Annotated in this window: 22 protein-coding genes; 8 read left to right on the top strand and 14 right to left on the bottom strand. The window is 73.0% G+C overall.

The features are described from left to right. Nucleotides 1-16: 16 nt before the first annotated feature. Nucleotides 17-811, top strand: coding sequence for a carbon-nitrogen hydrolase family protein (locus tag AMYTH_RS0139205; protein WP_027934814.1), 795 nt, complete (start codon nucleotides 17-19; stop codon nucleotides 809-811). Nucleotides 812-817: 6 nt separating this feature from the next. Here the strand turns inward: AMYTH_RS0139205 and AMYTH_RS0139200 are convergent, their stop codons facing one another. Further along, nucleotides 818-1453 carry a LuxR C-terminal-related transcriptional regulator gene (locus tag AMYTH_RS0139200; protein ID WP_027934813.1) on the bottom strand — a complete coding sequence of 212 codons (636 nt, stop codon included), beginning with the start codon at nucleotides 1451-1453 and terminating at the stop codon, nucleotides 818-820. Between the two features lie 84 nt (nucleotides 1454-1537). Here AMYTH_RS0139200 and AMYTH_RS0139195 point away from each other — a divergent pair, with 84 nt between their 5' ends. Continuing rightward, entirely contained in the window at nucleotides 1538-2608 is a 1071-nt protein-coding gene (locus tag AMYTH_RS0139195) for a type VII secretion protein EccE (protein ID WP_027934812.1), read from the top strand. A 1-nt stretch (nucleotide 2609) separates the two neighbouring features. On the opposite strand, the gene AMYTH_RS0139190 is transcribed toward AMYTH_RS0139195, so the two are convergent. After that, entirely contained in the window at nucleotides 2610-3650 is a 1041-nt protein-coding gene (locus AMYTH_RS0139190; RefSeq protein WP_037323029.1) for an ROK family transcriptional regulator, read from the bottom strand. Nucleotides 3651-3743: 93 nt separating this feature from the next. On the opposite strand from AMYTH_RS0139190, the gene AMYTH_RS0139185 reads away from it, so the two are divergent. Continuing rightward, nucleotides 3744-4817 (top strand): dihydrofolate reductase family protein, encoded by a 1074-nt coding sequence (locus AMYTH_RS0139185; protein ID WP_027934810.1) that lies wholly within the window; start codon nucleotides 3744-3746, stop codon nucleotides 4815-4817. A 60-nt stretch (nucleotides 4818-4877) separates the two neighbouring features. Here AMYTH_RS0139185 and AMYTH_RS0139180 read toward each other — a convergent pair whose 3' ends face one another. The 4 genes from AMYTH_RS0139180 to nadA are packed head-to-tail and all read right to left on the bottom strand — an operon-like array spanning nucleotide 4878 to nucleotide 9714. Then, nucleotides 4878-6158, bottom strand: a complete 1281-nt coding sequence (locus AMYTH_RS0139180; protein WP_027934809.1) for a sensor histidine kinase — start codon at nucleotides 6156-6158, stop codon at nucleotides 4878-4880. A 60-nt stretch (nucleotides 6159-6218) separates the two neighbouring features. Further along, nucleotides 6219-7067 (bottom strand): carboxylating nicotinate-nucleotide diphosphorylase, encoded by an 849-nt coding sequence (gene nadC / locus AMYTH_RS0139175; RefSeq protein WP_037323028.1) that lies wholly within the window; start codon nucleotides 7065-7067, stop codon nucleotides 6219-6221. Further along, nucleotides 7064-8710 (bottom strand): L-aspartate oxidase, encoded by a 1647-nt coding sequence (locus AMYTH_RS0139170; RefSeq protein WP_027934807.1) that lies wholly within the window; start codon nucleotides 8708-8710, stop codon nucleotides 7064-7066. The genes nadC and AMYTH_RS0139170 overlap by 4 nt, the downstream gene beginning before the upstream one ends. Continuing rightward, a complete protein-coding gene (nadA, locus tag AMYTH_RS0139165) occupies nucleotides 8707-9714 on the bottom strand; it encodes a quinolinate synthase NadA (protein ID WP_027934806.1) in 1008 nt (335 codons plus the stop codon). Before nadA ends, AMYTH_RS0139170 begins: the two co-directional genes overlap by 4 nt. Before the next feature lie 110 nt (nucleotides 9715-9824). Between nadA and AMYTH_RS0139160 the strand changes: the two genes are divergently transcribed. The 3 genes from AMYTH_RS0139160 to AMYTH_RS0139150 all read left to right on the top strand — a co-directional run bounded on the left by AMYTH_RS0139160 (nucleotide 9825) and on the right by AMYTH_RS0139150 (nucleotide 11717). Beyond that, nucleotides 9825-10463: an NUDIX hydrolase gene (locus AMYTH_RS0139160; protein ID WP_027934805.1), complete on the top strand. Its 639-nt coding sequence runs from the start codon at nucleotides 9825-9827 to the stop codon at nucleotides 10461-10463. Between the two features lie 33 nt (nucleotides 10464-10496). Then, the gene (locus tag AMYTH_RS0139155) at nucleotides 10497-11210 is read left to right on the top strand and encodes an LON peptidase substrate-binding domain-containing protein (RefSeq protein WP_027934804.1); all 714 of its coding nucleotides are present in this window, start codon (nucleotides 10497-10499) and stop codon (nucleotides 11208-11210) included. A 246-nt stretch (nucleotides 11211-11456) separates the two neighbouring features. After that, nucleotides 11457-11717 carry a WhiB family transcriptional regulator gene (locus AMYTH_RS0139150; protein ID WP_017984038.1) on the top strand — a complete coding sequence of 87 codons (261 nt, stop codon included), beginning with the start codon at nucleotides 11457-11459 and terminating at the stop codon, nucleotides 11715-11717. A 53-nt stretch (nucleotides 11718-11770) separates the two neighbouring features. Here the strand turns inward: AMYTH_RS0139150 and AMYTH_RS0139145 are convergent, their stop codons facing one another. The 4 genes from AMYTH_RS0139145 to AMYTH_RS0139130 form a co-directional block, all read right to left on the bottom strand. Beyond that, a complete protein-coding gene (locus tag AMYTH_RS0139145; protein WP_027934803.1) occupies nucleotides 11771-12367 on the bottom strand; it encodes a DUF2567 domain-containing protein in 597 nt (198 codons plus the stop codon). A 134-nt stretch (nucleotides 12368-12501) separates the two neighbouring features. After that, on the bottom strand, nucleotides 12502-13224 hold the full coding sequence (gene bioD / locus AMYTH_RS0139140; protein ID WP_037323026.1) for a dethiobiotin synthase: 723 nt from the start codon (nucleotides 13222-13224) through the stop codon (nucleotides 12502-12504). Between the two features lie 50 nt (nucleotides 13225-13274). Next, nucleotides 13275-15578: a SulP family inorganic anion transporter gene (locus AMYTH_RS0139135; protein ID WP_027934801.1), complete on the bottom strand. Its 2304-nt coding sequence runs from the start codon at nucleotides 15576-15578 to the stop codon at nucleotides 13275-13277. A gap of 757 nt (nucleotides 15579-16335) precedes the next feature. After that, a complete protein-coding gene (locus AMYTH_RS0139130) occupies nucleotides 16336-16962 on the bottom strand; it encodes a MerR family transcriptional regulator (RefSeq protein ID WP_027934800.1) in 627 nt (208 codons plus the stop codon). A gap of 82 nt (nucleotides 16963-17044) precedes the next feature. Between AMYTH_RS0139130 and AMYTH_RS0139125 the strand changes: the two genes are divergently transcribed. Beyond that, nucleotides 17045-17452: a hypothetical protein gene (locus AMYTH_RS0139125; protein ID WP_228685148.1), complete on the top strand. Its 408-nt coding sequence runs from the start codon at nucleotides 17045-17047 to the stop codon at nucleotides 17450-17452. Between the two features lie 4 nt (nucleotides 17453-17456). Here the strand turns inward: AMYTH_RS0139125 and AMYTH_RS0139120 are convergent, their stop codons facing one another. Both AMYTH_RS0139120 and AMYTH_RS0139115 read right to left on the bottom strand, forming a co-directional pair. Further along, on the bottom strand, nucleotides 17457-18677 hold the full coding sequence (locus AMYTH_RS0139120; protein WP_027934798.1) for a cytochrome P450 family protein: 1221 nt from the start codon (nucleotides 18675-18677) through the stop codon (nucleotides 17457-17459). Between the two features lie 71 nt (nucleotides 18678-18748). Next, the gene (locus AMYTH_RS0139115; RefSeq protein ID WP_027934797.1) at nucleotides 18749-19162 is read right to left on the bottom strand and encodes an SRPBCC family protein; all 414 of its coding nucleotides are present in this window, start codon (nucleotides 19160-19162) and stop codon (nucleotides 18749-18751) included. Between the two features lie 62 nt (nucleotides 19163-19224). On the opposite strand from AMYTH_RS0139115, the gene AMYTH_RS0139110 reads away from it, so the two are divergent. Then, entirely contained in the window at nucleotides 19225-19848 is a 624-nt protein-coding gene (locus AMYTH_RS0139110) for a nucleoside/nucleotide kinase family protein (RefSeq protein WP_027934796.1), read from the top strand. Between the two features lie 3 nt (nucleotides 19849-19851). Here the strand turns inward: AMYTH_RS0139110 and AMYTH_RS0139105 are convergent, their stop codons facing one another. Continuing rightward, on the bottom strand, nucleotides 19852-21006 hold the full coding sequence (locus tag AMYTH_RS0139105) for a glycosyltransferase family 4 protein (protein ID WP_027934795.1): 1155 nt from the start codon (nucleotides 21004-21006) through the stop codon (nucleotides 19852-19854). A 102-nt stretch (nucleotides 21007-21108) separates the two neighbouring features. Beyond that, entirely contained in the window at nucleotides 21109-22164 is a 1056-nt protein-coding gene (locus tag AMYTH_RS0139100; RefSeq protein ID WP_027934794.1) for a C40 family peptidase, read from the bottom strand. Between the last annotated feature and the right edge of the window lie 72 nt (nucleotides 22165-22236).

The following is a 22236-nucleotide window of genomic DNA, read 5'->3' as shown; positions in this document are numbered from 1 at the left end:
ACCAGGGAGGTAGCCCGTGCTCCGGATCGGCTTGTGCCAGCTCACATCGAGTGCCGAGCCCGCGGAGAACCTCGCCCCGATCCGCGAGGGCGTGGCGCGCGCGGCAGGTGAGGGAGCGCGGGTCGTGGTGTTCCCGGAGGCGGCGATGGCGCGGTTCGGGGTGCCGCTCGGGCCGGTCGCCGAACCGCTCGACGGGCCGTGGGCCAAGTCGGTCGCCGCGATCGCCGACGAGCACGGCGTGCTGGTGGTGGCCGGGATGTTCACCCCGCACGAGGACGGCCGGGTGCGCAACACCCTGCTCATCACCGGGCTCGGGCACCACACCGGCTACGACAAGATCCACCTCTACGACGCGTTCGGCTTCCGCGAGTCCGACACGGTCGCGCCCGGCGCCTCGCCGGTGACCGTCGAGGTCGACGGCGTGACGCTGGGCTTCGCGACCTGCTACGACGTGCGGTTCCCGGAGCTGTTCCGGGCGCTGGCCGATCGGGGCGCGTCCGCGGTAGTGCTGCCGACGTCGTGGGGCGCGGGCGAGGGCAAGCGGGACCAGTGGGAGGTGCTGGTGCGGGCGCGGGCGCTCGACTCCGGCTGCTGGGTGCTGGGGTGCGGCCAGGCCGACCCGGCGGCGTCCGGCGTCGAGGTGAACCCGAAGGCGCCGACCGGCATCGGCTACTCGACGGTGGCGGACGGGTTCGGGCGCGTGCACGCGCAGCTGGGCGCGGGGCCCGAGTCGGTCGTCGTGGACATCGACCCGGAGGTCGCGGAGAAGGCCCGCAACGCGACCGGGGCTCTGGCGAACCGGCGGCTCTGAGCCGGGTCAGGCCATGCCCTCTTCGATGGCCAGCCGGGTCAGTTCGGGGCGCCGGCGGCGGCCGGTCTTGTCGCGGATCCGGTCCAGGTAGGAGCGGACGGTGCGGACGCTGATCGACATCGCCTCGGCGATGTCGGCGTCCCGCTCCCCCGCGGCGACCAGGGACAGCACCTGCCGTTCGCGGTCGGACAGCACGCTTTTCACCCCGGCCCGCGGGCGCGTCGAGTCGAGCAGGAACGACGCCAGGGTCGGCGACACGTAGGAGTTGCCCGCGGCGATCTCGCGGATCGCGTGCAGGATGTCGTCGCCGTCGGCGTCCTTCGACAGGTATCCCCGCGCGCCCGCGGAGATCGCGCCGAGCACCTCGTCCTGGCCTGCGTGCGCGGACACCACCAGCACCTTGTGCCCCATCCGCACGACCTCCTGCACGGCCTGCGAGTCGGTCACGCCACGCAGCTTGAGGTCCAGCACGACGACGCACCCGGCCGGTTCCTGGTTGCTCGCGAACGCGGCGACCGACTCCGCGACGGGACCCAGCTCGATGTCCCTCGCCTCGGAGAGCACGTTCGCGACCGCGTAGCGGTACAGCGGGTGGTCCTCGATCACGCCGACCCGGATGGGCCCGCCCTCGCTCGCGGCCATGGGACCTCACTCCCTGTGGGCATTTTTCCCGGCAGCGAATACCGGTTCCCCGTTTATTCTGTACCAGGATCAAGGAGAAGCGAGTTGACCGCTGCCGACGCGGGGGTCTCCGCCGGTGGCGGGACCGCACCCGAAGCACCCCGGCCCCGCCGGTTCACCATGGCGCCGTTCGTGCTGCCCATCGGTTTCGCCCAGATCGCGGTCTGGGAGTCCGCTCTGGTCGCGACGTTGCTGGCGGTGCACGACGTGCTGCCCGCGAAGCTCGTCGTGACCGTGCTGGCGGTGCTGGTGATCGCGTCCACGTCCGTCCGGTTCGCGGGACGGCACCTGGCAGGCTGGGCGCTCACCTGGGTGTCCTACCGGCTGCTGCAGCACGACGAACGCCGCCAGGCCGCCGACCCGCTGCGCGTGCTCGCCCACGACTTCCGGCTGCGGCAGCACGTCGACCGCGCCGGGAACCGGTTCGGGGTCGCCGGGGTCGGCGACGGCTGGACCACGGTGATCCGGCTGCGCGAGGGCGTGGAGCCGGACGTGGCGAAGGTGCTGGACCTGCTGCGCGCCGCGTGCGACAACCCGGAGATCCCGCTGGCAGGCGCCCAGTTGCTGGTGCGGACGAGCTTCGGCGAGCGGACGTACCTGGTCGCGGTGCGGTACCGGGCGAGCGAGGCGCCGCTGGCGGCGCTGGCCCGCGGCGGTGGTGAGGCGGGCGAGCTGCGGGCGACGACCCGGGCGGCGCTGGCGTTGATGGGCGCGCTCGCGAAGGCCGGGTACGGCAGCACGCTGCTGGAGGCCGGCGAACTGGCGACGGAGCTGCGCGCCACCCTCGGCGCGGACGCCCCGGCGCCGGTGACGGACGGCTGGCAGGCCTGGTCGGCGGGCGGGACCGCGCAGGCCGGCTTCGTCCCGTTGACGCGTGAGGACGTGCCCGTGCTGCTGACGTCGACGGCTCGCGGGGCGGCCCTGACGGTGGCCTCGTTCACGTTGCGCCGCAACCGCTTCGGGCGGCTCGCGGAGGAGGTCACGCTGCGGCTGGCGCGCTACGCCGGGACGCGGCGCCCGCCCCGGACCCGCGACCTGGACGTGCCGGTCGTGCCGCTGTACGGCAGGCACGCCGCCGCGGTACGGCGCACGCTGCCGCTCGCGTTGCCGGGCTGAGTCACGTCATCAGCGGCGTCGGGTCGGCGAAGATGTCCGCCAGGACGCCGGTGCACGCCGCGACGGCCTGGACGTCCGGGCCGAACCTCGTCACGGTCACCAGGTCGGTGCCGGGTAGCGCGGTCGTCGCCGCGAACGCGTGCAGCAGGGTCGCCAGGTGCTCCGGCGCGTCGGTGATGTTCTGACCGCCGAGGACGACCTGGTCCGGGTTGACGACGTCGCGCAGGATGGCGACCGCCCGGCCCATCGTCGCGGCGCGCTCGGCCAGCGCCCCCCGGTCGGTCTGGTCGTTGACCGTCGCTTCGAGGCAGCCGGTCCGGCCGCACGGGCACCGCACGTCGCCGCCGACCGGCAGGTGCGCGACGGACCCGGCCTGGCCGGGGCCGCGGTGCAGCACGCCGTTGACCACGAGCGCCGCGCCGACGACCTGACGGGCGTAGAAGTAGAGCAGGCTCGGGTACTGCTTGCCCTCGCCGAACAGCAGCTCGGCGTGCGCCATCGCGGGCACGTGGCCGTCGACGTGCACCGGCAGCCCCGTCCCGCGCGCCAGCACCGCCTGCGCGGGGGCGCGGTGCCAGCCGAGCCGGTCGTGCGTGATCAGGCCGCGGGCGATGTCGACCTGGCCGCCGGTGGCGAGCCCGAGCCCGACGACCCGCCGCTCCCGCCAGCGCCGCAGGAACGCACGGACCTTCGCGGCGAGGTACGCCAGCCCGTCTTCGGCGCTGCCCCGCGGGGTCGGGATCTTCTCGCTGCCGACCAGCCGGCCGCGCAGGTCGACGATGCCGAACGTGGTGGTGCGGACGCCGATGTGCACCCCGCACGCGGCGAGCACGGTGTCGTCGATGTCGACCGGCACCCTGGGCCGTCCGACGGCGCCGGCGCGGGCCAGGTCCGGCGCGTCCCGCACCAGCCGGGCCTCGGCGAGCGCGGCGACCTGACGGCTGACCGTCGGCATGCTCAGCGACGTGAGCTCGGCGATCGCGGCCCGCGACAGCGGGCCTTCCCGCCTGATCGCGCCGAGCACCGCGGCGGCGTTCGACACTGCGCACCCCCCAGGACTTCGTTCCACCGTGCACGAAAGTAGCCGACCGCGTCAAAACGGCCCGCGATGCGGGACGGTGGCAGACTCCGGGGGGTGAGCACGCGCCCGTACGTCCTCGCCTCGGCGGCGGTTTCCCTGGACGGCTACCTCGACGACACCAGCGACCGGCGGCTCCTGCTGTCCAACGAGGAGGACTTCGCTCGGGTCGACGGCGAGCGCGCCGGGGTGGACGCGATCCTGGTCGGGGCGGGCACGATCCGCACCGACAACCCGCGGCTGCTGGTGCGCTCCGGGCGCGGCAACCCGGCGAAGGTCACGATCACCGGGAGCGGCGACCTCGACCCGTCGGCGAACTTCTTCACCACCGGCGACGTCGAGAAGCTGGTCTACACCCCGGCCGCGGCGGTGCCGAAGGTGCGGGAGCGGCTGGGCGCGGTGGCGACCGTGGTCGACGGCGGGGACCCGCTCGACCTGCGGCGCGTGCTGGCGGACCTGGCCGGCCGCGGGATCGAGCGGTTGATGGTCGAGGGCGGCGGCGCGGTCCACACGATGTTCCTCACCGCGGGCGTGGTGGACGAACTGCAACTCGCGGTCGCGCCGGTGTTCGTCGGCGAGGCGGAGGCGCCGCGGTTCGTCGGGCCAGGCCGGTTCCCGCCGGGACGGCTGCAGCTGACCGAGACGCGCCGCATCGGGGACGTCGTGTTCATGCGGTACCACCTGGGGCAGGCGGCACGGGACCACCGCAGGCTGCGGGAGGCGATCGAGCTGGCGGAGAAGTGCCCGCCGTCGACGACGTTCCGGGTCGGCGCGATCGTGGTGAACGCCGCCGACGAGGTGCTGGCCACCGGGTACTCGGGCGAGACCGACCCGCACGACCACGCGGAAGAGGTGGCGATCGCCAAACTGGGCGACGCGGACCTCACCGGCGCGACGATCTACTCGTCGCTGGAGCCGTGCAGCTCGCGCGCGTCGCGGGCGGTGTCCTGCACGCAGCACATCCTGAACGCCGGCATCCCGCGAGTGGTGTTCGCCTGGCGCGAGCCGAACCTGTTCGTGGACTGCGTGGGAGCGGAAACCCTGCGCGCGGCGGGTCGCGAGGTGCGCGAACTGCCCGACCTGGCAACCCTCGTCAAGGCGACGAACGCGCACCTGCCCCTGGGGGATTAGTAACGGCTGGACGTCGCCGTCCTGAGCCTGCTCCGTCGTCCGTCCCGAGGCACCGAACCGCTAGCGCGGCACCCACAGGGTCACCCGCGTGCCGTGGCCTGGTTTGGAGTCGATTCGGCACCAGCCGCCGGCTTCGGTGAGGCGCGCTTTCATCGACGAGCTCACCCCGAAGCCCGCCGGGCGCGCGTCCTCGTCGTAGCCGACTCCGTGGTCGCGGATCACCACCGCGATCCCGCCCTCGTGCTCGGCGAGGCGCATCACGACCTCCCGGGTGCCCGCGTGCTTCAGCGTGTTCCGCAACGCCTCGCGCGCCGCGTCGCGGACGGCTGCTCGACGGGCCTCCGTCAGGGTGTCGTCGGCCAGGTCGGACAGCGCCAGCTGCGCCCGCAGCCCCTCCCGCGCCATCTCGGTCGCCAGCCCGGTCAGCTCCCCCGCGAGCCCCTGACCGCCACCGCCCGGCGTGCCCAGCCCCCGCCGCAGCTCGGCCGCCTGCGCCCGCGCCTGCGCACGCACCCGGTCCAGCTCGGCGGCCGGATCTCCGCCCCGGTGCATCGCCATCGCTTCGAGCGCCTGCAGCACCGTGTCGTGCAGCGCCCGCTCCGTGCGCGCCCGCTCCCCGGCCACCCCGAGCCGCATCCCGATGGCCAGCGCCAAGCGCGTCGCCACCCCAAGCAGCACCAGCGTCCCGGCCGCCGTCACCACGGCGACGAGCATCGTCCCCGTCCCGCTGACCAGCGGCGGCACCCACATCGACAACTGCCCGCCGAGCGCGAGCAACCCCACCTGGAACGGCACCCCGAGCACCACCAGCGCGAGCCCGGCAGGCACGCCCCGGCACATCGTCCACAACCCGACCGTCCCGGTCAGGTTCAGGAACGGCACCCAAGCGGCGGCCCAGTACAACTCCGCCGAAGCCGTCGCGCTGACCGCCACGCCCGCCGCGATCGCGAACACCAGATCGGCCGCCAGCAGCAACGCCGTGGTGCGCCCGCTGCGGTCCGGCACGCGCAGCACCCACACCAGCCCGGTCAGGTTCGCCAGCACGCCCACCCAGGCGACCACCGTCGCCGAGAGCACGAAACCGTGCGCGGCCACCAGCCACACCCAGGCGATCGGCAGCACGCCGATCCGGTAGACCAGCGGCAGCAGCACCGCGTACCGGGTCGCGCGCACCATCAGCGACGAGCGCGGCCCCTCGGTGCTGCTCGCCGCGACGGCGCCCATCCGCTTGAGCGCGGACACCGGCTCCGGATCGTCGATCTCCGCCGGCAGCTCGCCCGGCGTGGACGCCAGCACCCCCGCCCCCTTGCGCAGCAAGGTGAGCAGGAAGTTGCCAGCCATGCCCGTTCCTTCCTCCCCCGGACCCCAGTCATAGCAAGCCGGGGGAGGCTGGAACAAGGTTCAGTGAAGATCCATCCCGAGGTCGAGCACGGGCGAGGAGTGGGTCAGCGCGCCGACCGCCAGGTAGTCCACGCCGGTCTCGGCGTAGGCCCGCGCGTTCGCCAGCTTCAGCCCGCCGCTGGCCTCCAGCCGCGTCTTCGGCGACACCTCGTCCTTGCGGCGCACGGCTTCCGCGCACTGCCCTGGCGCGAAGTTGTCCAGCAGGACCTCGTCGGCGCCTGCGGCCAGTGCCTCGTCCAGCTGGTCGAGCGTGTCGACCTCGACCTCGCACGGCATCGCCGGCGCGTGCTCCCTGGCTGCCGCCAGCGCGGCGGTGACCGAACCGGCGGCCACCACGTGGTTGTCCTTGATCAGCACCGCGTCGCCGAGGCCCATCCGGTGGTTGACGCCGCCACCGCAGCGCACCGCGTACTTCTCCAGCAGCCGCAGGCCGGGCAGCGTCTTGCGGGAGTCCCGGATCGCGCAGCCGGTGCCGTCCACAGCGGACACCCACGCGGCCGTCGCGGTCGCCACGCCGGACAGGTGGCACAGCAGGTTCAGCGCCGTCCGCTCCGCGGTGAGCAGCCCGCGCACCGGTCCGCGGACGACGAGCGCGGGCTCACCCGCGACGAGCCTGCTGCCGTCCTCGCGCCGGCCGAGCACCTCGTATCCGGGGCCAAGGACCGCGTCGAACACCAGCAGCGCCACCGGCACGCCGGCGAGCGTGCCGTCCACGCGGGGAGTGATCTCCGCGACCGCGGTCGCCGTCTCCGGAACCGTGGCGGCGGTGGTCGCGTCCGGTCCGTACCGCAGGTCCTCCGCCAGCGCCGTCTCCACGACGCGGCGGGCGTCCTCCAGGTCCAGGTTCATGCCACTTCCTCCGTGCACACGGGGTCGGCCAGCACCGGCTGCCCCGACGGGTTGAGCCGGATCAGCTGACTGCGCTGCCACGCCACGTCGTCCCGGCCGGGGTGGTCGGCGCGGACGTGGCAGCCGCGCGATTCGGTGCGGCGCGCGGCCGCGGCCAGCAAAGCCTGCGCCACCAAGGTGAGCGACGCGTTCTCGACGTCGGCGTGGGTCCGGAGTGGACCGTCCGAAGTCGACAAGTCGAGCACCGCGCCGGCCACGGCCAGCCCCTCGGCGTCCCGCCCGATCGCCGCGTACCGGCTCATCGCGCGCTGGAGCGCGTCCCGCTCAGCCATCCGCACCCGCCCCCACGCGGGTGCCGACGCCTGCTTCGGGTCGGCGAGCAGGCCTGCGGCGAGGTCGGCGGCCACCGCCTCGGCGGCGGCGCGCCCGGTGACCAGCCCTTCCAGCAGGCTGTTGGACGCCAGCCGGTTCGCGCCGTGCAACCCGGTCCGTGCCACCTCACCGGCCGCGTAGAGGCCGGCGACACCGGTGCGGCCGTCGGTGCCCGCGACGATCCCGCCGCAGGCGAAGTGTGCCGCCGGGGTGACCGGGATCGGATCACGCGCCGGGTCGACACCGATCGCCCGGCAGGCCGCGAACACCGTCGGGAACCGCTTGGCGAACCCGGGCACGCCGGTCGCGTCGAGGAACACGTGGTCGTCGATCCCACCCGGCGCCGAAGCGAGCCGCCGCGTGATCGCGCCGGACACGACGTCGCGCGGCGCCAGGTCGCCCAGCGGGTGCACGCCCTGCATGACGGACGCCCCCGCGCCGTCGACGAGCACCGCGCCCTCGCCGCGCACGGCCTCGGTCACCAGCGGGCACCGGCCGCGGGCGCCCGGCGTGTACAACACGGTGGGGTGGAACTGCACGAACTCCAGGTCCGCGGCCACCGCCCCGGCCCGCAACCCGAGCGCGACGCCGTCACCGGTGGCGATCTCCGGGTTCGACGTGGCTTGGTAGAGCTGCCCCATCCCGCCGGTGGCGAGCAGCACCGCGGGCGCGCGCAGCACACCCGGCCGCCCCTCCGGGTCGAGCACCGTCACCCCGGCCACGTCGCCGCGCGGCGTACGCAGCGCGTCGACCGCGATGTGCCGCTCCAGTACCGGCAGCCGACGACCGGTGGCCTCGGCGACGAGCGTCCGCTCGACCTCCGCCCCGGTCGCGTCACCACCGGCGTGGATCACGCGGAACGCGCTGTGCCCGCCCTCCCGGGTGCGGGCGAGCAGGCCGGAGGCGCCGGGGTCGAACCGCGCGCCCGCCGACCGCAGCCAGGACACGGCGCGCGGACCGTCGGCGAGGATCGCCCCCACCGCATCCGGGTCGCACAGCCCGGCGCCGGCGATCAACGTGTCGTCGACGTGCCGTGCGACCGAGTCGCCCTCGTCGTGCTGGTCCTCCATGACCACGGCGACGCCGCCCTGCGCCCAGCGGGTGTTGCCGTCCTCGATCGCCGCCTTGGTCACGACCAGCACCCGCAGACCGAGCTCCTGCGCGCGGATCGCCGCGGTCAGCCCGGCGACGCCGGTGCCGAGCACGACCAGATCGGCGCGAGCCTCCCAGCAGGCGGTTTTCGTCTTCTCGTCGATAACCGGGCCGGTCATTCGCCGCTGCCGGGCTGCCCGATCTCGATCATCCGCTGCACCGAGGCGCGGGCCCTGGCCGCGGTTTCCGGGTCGACGTGCACCTCGTCGGCGCCTTCGCGCAGGGCGCGCAGCAGGGCGGCCGGGGTGATCATCTTCATGTATGCGCACGACGCCCGGTCGTTCACCGCGCGGAAGTCGATGCCCGGCGCGGCCTTGCGCAACTGGTGCAGCATGCCCACCTCGGTGGCCACCAGTACCGACTTCGCCTTGGTCGCGCGGGCCTCGTGCACCATGTCCCCAGTGGACAGGATCTTCACCTTGTCCGCGGGCACCGCGCCCTCGCCCGCCAGGTAGAGCGCCGAGGTGGCGCAACCGCACTCGGGGTGGATGAACAGGTCCGCGTCCGGGTGGTCGGCCGCGCGCTGCGCCAGCTCGGGACCGTTGATCCCGGCGTGCACGTGGCACTCGCCGGCCCAGATGTGCATGTTCTCGCGCCCGGTCTTGCGCTTGACGTGCGCGCCGAGGAACTGGTCCGGACCGAACAGGACCTCGCGGTCGGCCGGGATCGACGCCACCACGTCGACGGCGTTGGACGACGTGCAACAGATGTCCGTCTCCGCCTTGACCTCGGCGGTGGTGTTCACATAGGACACCACGACCGCGCCGGGGTGCTGCGCCTTCCACTCGCGCAGCTGGGCGCCGGTGATGGAGTCGGCGAGCGAGCAGCCGGCGCGGGCGTCGGGGATCAGCACCGTCTTGTCCGGCGACAGGATCTTCGCGGTCTCGGCCATGAAGTGCACGCCGCAGAACACAATGGTCGACGCGTCGCTGGCGGCGGCGATCCGCGACAGCGCGAGGGAGTCCCCCGTGTGGTCGGCGATGTCCTGGATCGCCGGAGCCTGGTAGTTGTGCGCCAGCAGCACGGCATCCCGCTCGCGCGCCAGCTTGCGCACCTCTTCCGCCCACGCCTCGTCCGGCTCCACGCCGCCGTACGGGGTCAGGTCCACAGTCGCTGCAGTCATCGGCCCTCCTGGACCAGTCGCTGGTTTTCGCCTTACAATCGAAAACCGTGCGAAGTCATATTAACAGCAGCGCCCCCCTGGCACACGAGGTTTTGGCGGCGGTATTGCAGGTGCGTTGCGCCACACTGCAGGTCCTGCTGTGGCGCCGGGCGCTGGATCCGCACGTCGGGCGCTGGTCGCTGCCCGGCGGACGGTTGCGGCCGGACGAGGACGTGGAGACCTCGATCCGCCGCCAGCTCGCGGAGAAGGTCGACGTCCGGCAGCTGAGCCACGTCGAGCAGCTGGCGGTGTTCAGCGCGCCGGACCGCGTGCCAGGGCCGCGCGTGGTCGCCACGGCGTTCCTCGGTCTGGTCCCCTCCGACGTCGACCCCGAGGTCCCGGAGGACACGCGCTGGCACCCGGTGGACGACCTGCCGCGCACCGCGTTCGACCACCGCGACATCGTGCTGCGCGCCCGCGACCGCCTGCGCTCCAAGCTGTCGTACACCAACGTCGGCTTCGCGCTCGCGCCGCGTGAGTTCACCATCTCGGCCCTGCGCGAGCTGTACTCGGCCGCACTGGGTTACAAGGTCGACGCGACGAACCTGCAGCGCGTGCTGGCCCGGCGCGGCCTGCTCTCGCCCACCGGGCACACGGCCGCGCCGGGCCGCAGCGGGGGACGGCCGGCCGCGTTGTTCTCCTTCACCGGGAAGGGCATCCAGGTGACAGACCCGTTCGCGGTGTTCCGCCCGCCGCCCAAACGACGTTGAGCGAGAACCACCGGATCGACGTACCGTGTAGCCGTGGATGCGGAGCGGCAGGAAAGAACGACAGAGACCATCCCCCTGTTCCCTCTGCAAACCGTCCTGCTGCCCGGCGCGACGCTGCCCCTGCACCTGTTCGAGCCGCGCTACCGGCAGCTCGCGGTCGACCTGCTGACCGGCACGGTGCCGGACCGCCGGTTCGGGATCATCGCGATCCGGACTTCCGCCGTGCGCGAGGTCGAACACCTCGATCACGTCCACGCCATCGGCTGCACCGCGCTGCTCGGCGAGAGCGAGCGGCTGCCCGACGGCCGGTTCGACATCATCACCCGTGGCGAGCGCCGCTTCCGGGTGCTGGACATCGACAACAGCCGCGCGCCCTACCTCGTCGGCACCGTCGAACGGGTCGATGACGACCCGCTCCCGCCTGCCGCCGGAAGAGCGGTCGCCGGCCTGCGCGACGCGGCCCTGTCCGCGCACGGGGCGTACTGCGAGGCGGCCTGGCACCGCGACTCGTGGGCGGCGCCGGAATCGGAGACCGGACCAGGCGCGCTGTCGTACCTGCTCGCCGCCGACTGCCTGCTGCCGCTGGCCGACCGGCAGCAGCTGCTCGAAGAGACCCAGCCGCTGCGCCGGCTGCGGATGGTCAGCCGCATGCTGCGGCGGGAGGCCGGCTTCCTGACGAAGCTGCGCGCGGTGCCCGCTCCCCCACCCGAGCTGATCCAGCTCGGCCTGCCCGCCAGCCTGAACTGAGACGCTGGCCACAACGTTTTCGCAGGTGAGCGGGAACAAGGATCTTCCTGGTACCGTTGGACCTTCGGCGCTGGCAACAGCCCCTGCCACCAGCCCGCCGGATCAAGGTGATTGATCCGAGCCCGGCGTGGCAACCCAGATACCGCAGCAAGAAAAACCAGATGGGCCCTTACGCGTGCCTGTCACCCTTGCTGGTGCCTGGAGCGCCAGCTGAGAAACGAAACGCATGGAAGGAGGCGGCACGCCATGAGCCGCGACGTGATCGACTGGCGTACTCGTGCCGCCTGCCGGGACGAGGACCCTGAGCTGTTCTTCCCCGTGTCCGAAATGGGCCCGGGCGCCCGGCAGGTCGCACGGGCCAAGGCGGTGTGCGCAAGCTGTCCGGTGCGCGCCGAATGCTTGGCCTACGCACTGGACTCCGGTCTCGACAACGGCATCTTCGGCGGCACGACCGAGCAGGAGCGGCGGAGCCTGATCCGCTCCCGGCGGCGCGCCGAGGCGGCCTGAGACAAGCCGAACGGCCGGGACCCCGAGCACGGGGTTCCGGCCGTTTCGCGTTTCTAGCCCAGCCTGCGGCCGAGGTCGTCGCGGCCGTTCCAGCCGGCGAGCAGGCCGTAGACCAGCGCGGTGCCCAGCGGCTGGGCCACCAGGACCCACAACGACTCGATGCGCGGCGCCCGTTCGATGACGTCGCCGATCGCGGGCGTGGTCGTGACCGCGTAGGCGCTGTTGGCGAAGGCCACGCCCATCTGGACGCCGAGCCAGGCCGCGAGCAGGCCGCCGAGCACCGCGGCGATCAGCACCACGGGCCCGCGCCGCTCGCGCAGCATCCACACCGCGACCCCGGTGACCACACCCAGGCCGAGGCCCAGCAACGCGTAGACCGCGAGGTCGTCGAAGCGGTGCCAGCTCTCCAGCTGCAACGGGATCAGCTGGCCGCCGTCGAACACGCGCACGCGTTCGGGCGGGGCGAGCAGCGACCAGAGCCAGCCGAGCGGGATGCCGAGCACCCCGATCAGCGACAGCAGGCTGACCGCGGGCAGCAGGTCGGCCTTCACGACCACCCGCGGCCGGGGTGGCCGCCGGTGGAACAGCACAGCGGACAGCTCCGGACCGGGTGCTCCCGGCCTGGCCTGCACCGGCGACGAGTCGGCCACCGCACCTCTTTCCGTTGCCGCTTGATCCGCCGCACCGAGATTAGCCGGTCCTCCCACCCGTGTACGCACCGTGTCGGCCGCGTCGCCGGTCCAGTCGGCCGGGTTCACCCCGCCGGCCCCCGCCAGAACGTGGGTCAGGACTGGGTGTTCAGGCCCTTCTCGAACCGCTCGGCGTCGAAGTCGCCGCCGAACCACGGCGACAGCCCGGCGCGCGCCGCCTCCAGGAAGGCGTCGCGGTCCAGCGCGCCCGCACCCTCGGCGAGGGCGCCGAGCAGGGGCGATCCGGCGGCCACCGGCAGGTCGGACACATTGCACAGGGCGGCCAGGTCCGGCCGCGCGGGCCAGGACCCGATGACGACACCGAGCACGTTGAGGCCGCGCGCCGTCGTGACCTCGGCCGTCAGGGCCGTGGCGTTGAGGGTGCCGAGCCCGGCCTCGGCGACCACCAGCAGCGGGGCGGACAGCGACCACGCGACGTCGGCCAGGGTGGCGCCGTCGGCGTCGAAGCGGACCAGCAGCCCACCGGCGCCCTCGACCAGCACGAGGTCGTGCGTCTCGGCCAGCTCGCTCGCCGCCCCGGCGGCCTCGGCCGGCCCGACCGGCGCGATGCCGCTGCGCCGCGCCGCGACGTCCGGGGCGAGCGGGTCCGGGTAGCGGCGCAGCTCGCGGGCGGTGATGTCCCCGGCGAGGCGGGTCACCTCGTCGATGTCGCCGGGCTCGTCCGGGGCGACCCCGGTCTGCGCGGGTTTCAGCACGGCCACCCGGCGGCCCTCGGCGCGCGCGAGCGCGGCGAGGGCCGCGGTCACCGCGGTCTTGCCGACGCCGGTTCCGGTCCCGGTCACCACCAGCACGCTCACGGGATCCGACACTAATACCGGCGCCGGCCGGCCGGCTTTCCGGTGTGTGGCTACCCGGTGACCATCGGGTTGCTCTCCGCGGTCCCGGTCACGACGCTGTCGGCCGAGACGAAGGCGTTCGCCTTCGGGTCGTACAGGTGCACGCGGGCGGCGCCGACCTCGAAGTACATCCCCACCAGGTCGACCTCGCCGCGGGCCTCGGCGGCCGCGACCGTCGGGTACTCCCGCAGCCGGTCCAGCTGCTGCAGGACGTTGTGCAGCGCCAGCTGGTCGGCCTCGGAGCCGGGCAGCGAGTCGCCGATCCGGATCGGCGCGTGCGTCTTCGCCCGCTCCACGCTCGGCTCGGCGTGCCGGAGCCAGGACTCCAGCGCGGGCGCGCCCGCCGGCACGCCGCCCAGCAGCGCCTTCATCGCGCCACACGACGAGTGCCCGCACACCACGATCTCGCGCACCTTGAGCACCCCGACCGCGAACTCGACCGCGGCGCCGATGGACGCGTCCGAACCAGCCGCACACGTCGCGTGGTCGGGCACCAGGTTGCCGATGTTGCGCACCGTGAACAGGTCGCCAGGGCCGCTGCTGGTGATCAGGTTCGGCACGATCCGCGCGTCGCCGCAGGTGATGAACAGCGTCTCCGGGTTCTGCGTGTCGGCCAGCTTGCCCAGGATCGGGCGGACCAGCTGCGACGTGCGCCGCTCGAACTCGACCATGCCGCGCCGCATCGAACTCTCCCGCGGCTGCCGCTGCTCCGGAACCTCGACCGGCTCCTCCTGCCGGGCCTGCTGCCAGTCCGACCACGGGGCGAACCAGCGCGGCGCGATCCGCTGGGCCTTGGCCTTGTGCACGGTCGGCTCGCCTGCTTTGCCCCGCTCGAACCAGGGGTGCCCGATCTCGTCCACGATCACCTGGCCGCCCGCCTCCTCGTGGGAGTGCTGCCAGGCCGACAGCGTGTCGAACGCCGCGTGGTCGAGGTAGTCCACGACGAGTTCGAGGGTCACCGTCGCGCCGCGCGGGATGGTGCCCAGTACCGAGGTCAGGCGCGGAATCGAGAGCGCGGACAACGCCCCCTCGACGACGACGCGCCACTTGTCGCCGTCGCGTTCGGCGTGGATGCCGGACCACAGCAGGCGGCGGAGCATGATCAGCGCGGCCGCGGCGACACCGATCAGCACACCGGTGAGCAGGTCGATGGCCACGACGCCGAGCAGCGTGATCAGGTAGACCGGCAGGTCGCCGTGCCGCAGCACCTGCTTGATGTGGTTGAGGTTGACCAGCTTCGCGCCGACATGCACCAGCAGGCCGGCGAGCGCCGCGAGCGGGATGTTGCGCAGCAACCCGGCCAGCACGGCGACGAACAGCAGCACCCAGACGCCGTGCAGGACGGCCGAAACGCGGGTGCGGGCGCCGGTCTGCACGTTGGTCGAGCTCCGCACGATCACGCCGGTGACCGGCAGGCCGCCGAGCGCGCCCGAGGTCATGTTGGCCGCGCCCTGGCCGAGCAGCTCGCGGTTGAGGTTCGCGCGGGGCCCAGTGTGCATCTTGTCGACGGCCACGGCGGAGAGCAGGCTCTCGACGCTCGCGACCAGTGCGATGGTGACGACGGCGACGCCGAAGTCGAACCAGCCGGTGTCCGGGAAGTCCGGCGCGAAACTGATGTCGAGCACATTCGCCGGGATGTCGACGCGCGGCACTTCCAGCCCGGCGACCAGCGAGAACACGGTGACCGCGACGATCGCGGCGAGCGGGCCGGGCACCTTCCGCACCGCGGCGGGGAGCTTGCCCCACGCCAGCAGGATGCCGAGGGTGAGCAGGCCGATCAGGGTGGCGGGCCCGTGCGGGTCGAGGATCTGCGCCGGCAGCTGGAGCAGGTTGTCGATCGGCGAGCTCTGCGCGGTGCCGCCCAGCACGATGTGCAGCTGGGCCAGGACGATCGTGACCCCGATGCCGGCCAGCATGCCGTGCACGATGGCCGGGGACAGGGCCAGCGCGGCGCGCGCTATCCGGCTCAGGCCGAGCAGGATCTGCAGCGCGCCCGCCAGGACGGTGATGGCGCAGGTGGCGGCCCAGCCGAACTCGTTGATGGTCTCCGCCATGATCACCGTCAGGCCCGCGGCGGGGCCGCTGACCTGCAGCGGCGCCCCGCCGAGCGCGCCGGCCACGATGCCGCCGACGATCGCGGCGATCAGGCCGGCGACGATCGGCGCGCCGGAGGCCAGCGCGATGCCCAGCGACAGCGGGATCGCGACGAGGAAGACGACCAGCGAGGCCGGCACGTCGTGGCGGAGGTTGTCCAGCGCGGACCGCCACGAGCGGGGCGGAGCGTGCTCACGCTCCTGGGCAGAGTTGTCAATCATTCACGCCTCCGGTGCGGAAGTGCCCGAACATGGGGATGAACCAAGGGGAGACCGGCCCCAGTGACGGCCTGTAGCACCAGAGATACCGAAAAACGCCCGGGATGTCCGGTATGCAAAGAAATTCTCACGTTTTGTTCACAAAGTGTCATGACTGATGAGTAACGGCGTATTGGCGTGAGGCCATCAGTGTGCGTGACACAGGTCACCGAGCGGCTCGATGATCGACACGAAACGTGACAGACGGTGCACGCGGGCGCGCTGCGTGGCTCCGATCACACTGGATTGGGTGAATTATTCACGGTGGCATGTATTAGCGCTTCAGGCCACCCTCGCGACTGGTCCCCAGCCGCGCCCGACGCCGTGCGCACGCAGGTGCAGCGCCCGGGCGCGGACGGTGCGGGATGACCGCGGGTGAGCGCGCCGCCCGGTGCAGCACGTCCGGGGTCCCCCGTCCCCGTGAGCCGGCCCCTACCCGCCGCCTCGGCGACAGGCGGGCTCGTCCAGCATCCAGACGTCATCCCTGTCCAGCACCCCAGACGCCATCCCGTGGGCAAGCCACGGGCGCCGCCGGCGTGGAATGACCGGGGCGAGCACACCACCGAGCGCAGCGCGTTACCCGGAGAACAGGCGTCGCCGCCCCGCCTCCACGTCACGGTCGAGCCCGTCCACCACCCAGACGCCGTGCGCGGGCCAATCGCGGCGGGCACCCTGCCGGGCGTGGAATGACCGGGGGCGAGCGCACCACCGAGCGCAGCGCCTACCCGGAGAACTGCCGCCGCGAGACCTCCGCATGCGCCATCCGGCGCAGGGCCGCGAACAAGGCGTCGCCGAGGACGGTGCCGACCACCGCGCCCTCGACGACCGCCTCGGTGGCGCCCTGCCGGGCCACCGTCGTCACGTCGCGCTCGGCGACCGAGGCCGCCGCCTCGGCGTAGCAGTCGAACTCGTCCAGCACCCACTCGTGCCCGACCTCCCGGAGCGCGCACAGCACACCGACCAGAGACTCGACCACCGGCGATCCGGGGTGCACCTCCCAGTCCCGCTGCCGGGCCACCTCCTCGATCCGGCTCAGCGCCCAGGCCCGGTCGTCGGCCGTCACCTCCAGCTTCGCCATCGGCAGGCCGTGCTGCGCCAACCCGAGGATGTCGTGCGTCGACGTGGCGGGGTCGTCGATCGCGGTCAGCACCTCGCCCACCGCGGCCACGGACAGCCCGCCGATCTCCAGCAGGGCACGCACCAGCTTCAGCCGCCGCACGTGGGCGGGCCCGTAGCGGGCCTGGTTGGGGCTGGTCAGCTCGCCGGGCGGGAGCAGACCTTCGCGCTGGTAGTACTTGATCGTCGCGACCGGGACGCCCGACTCCCGGCTCAGCTCCGCCATGCGCATCCGGCGTTCCTCCCTCTGGACACAGCCTCATGGGTAGAGTAGCTTCCCATTGCAGATAGTACAGCTATCCATTCTGGAGGCGATGAGGATGACCACCCTGTCCCTGCGCTCGCCCACCACCCGCCGGGCCGTGCTGCACTACGCCGAGATGTGGATCGCCATGGGCCTGGGCATGGCGATCCTCGGACCGCTCGTCCGGCTGGGTTTCGACGCGGCGGGCTGGTCGGCGGTCCTGGACCGCACCGACTGGCGGGCGATGATCATGGCGACCGAGATGGCCCTGCCGATGGCCGCCTGGATGCGGGTCCGCCGGCACAGCCGGCGCTCGGTGTTCGAAATGACCGTGTGGATGTACGTGCCGTTCGTGGTGCTGCTCGTGCCGTACTGGACCGGCGCGATCTCCGGCGGCGCGCTGATGGGCATCGGTCACGGCCTGATGGGCGTGGCCATGGCGGTGGTCGTCTACCGCCACCGCCACGACCACCACTGACGTCTCAGCGGACCACCACCGGCAACGTGTTCAGGCCGTGCACGAGCGTGCTCTCCCGCCAGCGGAGCTCGCCCGGGTCGCCGTCGAGCTCGATCACCGGGAACCGGTCGAGCAGGCGGCCGAGCGCCACCTCCGCTTCCAGCCGGGCGAGCGGCGCCCCGACGCAGTAGTGGATGCCGTGGCCGAAAGCCAGGTGACCGCCCGCAGGGCGGGTGACATCCAGGCGGTCCGGCTCCGGGAACCGCTCGCCGTCGCGGTTGGCGCCCACCAGCGAGACCATCACGAACTCGTTCGCCGGGATCTCGACGTCGCCGATCGGCACCGGTTCCACCGTGAACCGCAGGGTCGCGATGTTGATCGGCCCCTCGAACCGCAGGAACTCCTCGACGGCGCCGGGCAGCAGCGACGGGTCGGCCCGCAGGGCCGCGAGCTGGTCCGGGTGCCGCAGCAGCGCCAGCACGCTGTTGCCGATCAGGTTGACCGTGGTCTCGTGCCCGGCGACGAGCAGCAGGAACGCCATCGCGACCAGCTCTTCCGGCGACAGCTGGTCACCCTCGTCCGACACGTGCACCAGGTCGGACAGCAGGTCCTGGGTCGGCGCCGCGCGCTTGGCGGCGACCAGCGCGGTGAGGTAGCCCGCCATCGATCGGGCCGCGTCGTGGAAGTCATCCGCGGGCCCGGAGTTGAGCAGCGTGTTCGACCACTCCCGGAAGTCGCCGCGCTCAGCCTCGGGGATGCCCAGCAGCTCGCAGATCACCGTGATCGGCAGCGGGTAGGCGAACGCGTCCAGCAGATCCACCCGGCCGCGCGCGGCAACCGAGTCCAGCAGCTCGTCGGTGATCTGCTCGATGCGCGGCCGTAGGCGGGCGACGGTGCGCGCGGTGAAGGCCTTGTTGACCAGCTTGCGCAGCCGCGTGTGGTCGGGTGGGTCGCTGTTGAGCATGTGGTGGCGCAGCAGGCTGCCCGACGGGTCGTCGCCGCCCGTCCCCCCGGTCGCCGTCAGGCGCGTCTCGAACAGCTCCTGCGCCCGGTTGGCGTCCTTGCTCAGCCGCGGGTCCGCCAGCAGCGCCTTGGCCTCCGCGTATCCCGAGACCAGCCAGACCCGCAACCCGCGCGGCATGATCGCGGGCCGGACCGGGCCCTCCTCGCGCAGCGCGCGGTAGAGGGCGTGCGGGTCCTGGATGATGTCGTCGTCGAGCTCGATCGGTTCGTCCACCACGCGCATTCGTGGTCCTCCCAGTGGCGTTCGTGCTCCGGCAAGTCGTCAACGGGCCACGGGCGCGATTGGTGCCCGTCTCACCGTGCGGCGAGCGCGTCGGCGACCCGGTCCACCACCCCCTTCCAGTACTCCCGCTGCACGGAGCGCTCCTCCGCGTCGGCGAGCCACTCCTGGTGGAAGCGGACGACCGTCCTGTTGCCCGACGGCGAGACCGTCACCTGCACCGTGGAATCGTGGTCCCAGTCCTTGGGCCGCCAGGTCAGCCGGATGCGGTCCAGTTCGCGGTAACTGCGGACCTCGCCCGCGGTTCCGCCTGCCGTCTCGTAGCGCTCCCCCTTGCCACCGGGCACGCCTGCGCCGGGGCCGAGCCAGATCTCGGCGCCGGCCCTGCTGGTCAGGAACTCCCAGACGGTGGCGGCCGGGTGCGGCAACGTCCGCGAGACGCCGACCTGCCAGCCCGCGTCGGCTGTCCTGCCCACTTCCTTGGCCATGGGCTCATGATGGCAGGAGGCACCGACAGTTCCGGGCCCGTCATGGGGCACGATGGGAGATCGTGCGGTATCGGCCCATCACCTTCGAACGCCTCGCCGGGGAACTGGCCGAGCGGGTCCTCGTGCTGGACGCGCCGTGGGTGCGGATCGCCGTGGACGGCCCGGCGAGCACCGCGGCACTCGCCGACGCGCTGGTCGACCCGCTGCGGGTGGGCGGCCGCGCGGTGCAGCGGGTGTCCACTGTGGATTTCCTGCGGCCGGCGTCGCTGCGGTTCGAGTACGGCAGGGAGAACCCGGACTCCCGCTACTGGTCCTGGCTGGACGAGGGCGCGTTGCGCCGCGAAGTGCTGGACCCGTTGGGGCGCAACGGAAGCGGCGAGGTGCTGCCCGCGCTGTGGGACGTGGCTCGCGACCGCGCCACGCGGTCCGCGCGGGTGTCGCTGCCCGCGCCGGGCGTGCTGGTCGTGGACGGCGAGATGCTCCTCGGACGTGGCCTGCCGTTCGAGCTGACCGTGCACCTGCAGCTGTCCGCGGGAGCGTTGCGGCGCCGCCTGCCGCAAGACGAGCAGTGGGCGCTGCCCGCGTTCGAGCGGTACGAGGAGGAGGTGCGACCCGCGGAGATCGCCGACGTGGTGGTGCGCGCCGACGACCCGCGGCACCCGGCGGTGCTGGAGGGGGCCGTGTGACGGTCAGGGCGCGACGGCAGGCTCGCCGCTGAGGAACGCGCGCAACCGGGCGCCCAGCAGGTCCCACCGCCACTGCTCGGTCACCCAGGCCCGGCCCGCGGCGCCCATCTTGCGGGCACGCGACGGGTCGTCGAGCAGCGGGGTGAGGGTCTCGACCAGCTGGTGGACGTCGCGGCCGTCGACGACGTGACCGGTCACCTCGTCGAGGACGGTCTCCGGGGCGCCGCCCGAGTTGCCCGCGACGACCGGCAGGCCCGTCGCCGAAGCCTCCAGGTAGACGATGCCGAGGCCTTCCACGTCCAGCCCCTTGCCGCGGGTGCGGGCGGGCATGGCGAAGACGTCGCCTGCCGCGTAGTGCGCGGGCAGTTCGGGCCACGGCACCGAGCCGGTGAAGACGACGTCGCCGGCGACGCCCTGCGCCTCGGCGAGCCGTTCCAGGGACTTCCGGTACGGACCACCGCCGACGAGCAGGAGTGCGACGCCCGGGACGCGGCGGCGCAGCTCGGGAAGGGCGTGGATGAGCATGTCCTGGCCCTTGCGCGGCACGAGCCGGGACACGCAGACGACGGTCGGCCGGTCGCCGAGGCCGTGCCGGGCGCGGATCTCGTCGCGGGCGGCGTCGTCCGGTTTGAACACGTCCGGGTCGACGCCCGGCGGCAGCAGCTCCAGCCCCGCAGACGGGCCGAACGCCGACGCGAACCGGCCGCGGGTGTACTTGCTGACGTAGGTGATCACGTCGGTGGTGTCGCCGATGCGGCGCAGCGCCTGGCGGGCCAGCGGCAGCATCGACCAGCCGACCTCGTGCCCGTGGGTGCTCGCGACGACCCAGTCCGCGCCCGCGGCCCGCAGCGGCTGGGCGAGCAGGGCCAGCGGGGCCGCGGCGCCGAACCAGACGGCCTGGCAGTCGTGCGCGCGCAGGATGTCCTTGGCGCGGCGGAGCACGTCCGGGGTGGGCAGCATCAGCGAGGTGGGGTGCCGGACCACCTCGAATGGTGCGGCGGCGTCGAACTCGGGGTGCGACCCGGAGGGCTTGTCCCAGGACGGTGCGTAGACGACGAGCTGGTCCGGCGGCAGCAGGCGCGCGAAGGAGTTCAGGTAGTTCTGGATCCCCCCGGGCCGCGGCGGGAAGTCGTTGGTCACCAGCAGGGTCCGAAGCACGGGCTGGAGACTACTAGGGAGGCATTGCGGGTGCGGCAGCCCCGGGAACGAGACAGGGGCGGCGCCGGCCGTGACCGGTGCCGCCCCTGTCGGGTGCCGAACTCAGCTCAGCGCGACGCGCCGGGCCGAGACGTAGTTGTTCTGCAGCGGCGAGATCTTGACGACGTCCCCGGTCTCGGGGGCGTGCACCATCTTGCCGTCGCCGAGGTAGATGCCCACGTGGTGGATCGGCGAACCGAAGAACACCAGGTCGCCGGGCTGCAGCTGGGCGCGCGAGACCGCGACGCCGGCCGTGGCCTGCTGCTGGCTCGTGCGCGGCAGCGTGATGCCCGCCGCCTTGTAGGCGTACAGCGTCAGGCCCGAGCAGTCGAACGAGCTGGGGCCGGTGTCGCCCCAGCCGTACGGGCTGCCGAGCTTGCTCAACGCGACGTCGATCGCCTCCTGGGCGGCCGCCGTCGGGGCGGGCACGTTCGGCGCGAGGCCGCCCGTGTCCTTCTGCGCGGCCCGCTCGGACGCGGTGAGCCGCTGGCGCACCTGGTCCAGCTGGTCGAGCTGCGTCTGCAGCGCGGCCTGCCGGGCGTGCAGGTCGTTCAGCAGCGTCGCGGCCGCGTCCTTGGCGACCTGCGAGCGCGTCTGGGCGTCGGCTGCCGCGGCCTGGGCGTTGGCAGCCGCCTGGATCGCCGCGTTGTAGTCGGCGAGCGCCTTGTTCTTCTCGTCGGCGAGCACTTCCAGAGCGGAGGAGCGCTCCAGGAAGTCCTGTGCCGAGGTGCCGTTCAGCAAGGCGGACAACTTGTTGAACTGCACGCCGCCGACGAACGAGGCGTCGGCGAACTGGTCGACCACGCCCTGGTACTGGTTCTTCGCGATGAGCGCCTGCTGACCGGCCGCGTTGGCGGCCGCCAGGTCGGCGTTGGCCCGGTCCAGGTCGGCCTGCTTGGCGTCGAGGTCGGCCTGCGCCTGCATGGCCTCCTCGTTCAGCTGCTCGGCCTGTGCGGCGAGCTGCCGGTACTGCGCCAGGGCGTCCGACGACGTGGTGGGCTGCTGTGGGGCGGGGAGGGGGACCGCGCCGGCCGGAGCCGTGGGGAAACCACCGACCGCGAGTACCGCGGCGGCGGCGAGGGCTCCTGCGACCACGCGCTTGATGGGTTGCGACTGCACGCCGCGCGTGTCTCCTTTGCACTCATGTCGCCGCCGGCCGTCGCAGGAGGTCGGGGGACCCTCCACGCGCAC

The sequence above is a fragment of the Amycolatopsis thermoflava N1165 genome (assembly GCF_000473265.1).
Taxonomy (GTDB): Bacteria; Actinomycetota; Actinomycetes; order Mycobacteriales; family Pseudonocardiaceae; genus Amycolatopsis_E; species Amycolatopsis_E thermoflava.
This window is presented reverse-complemented; position numbering and strand designations above follow the sequence as displayed.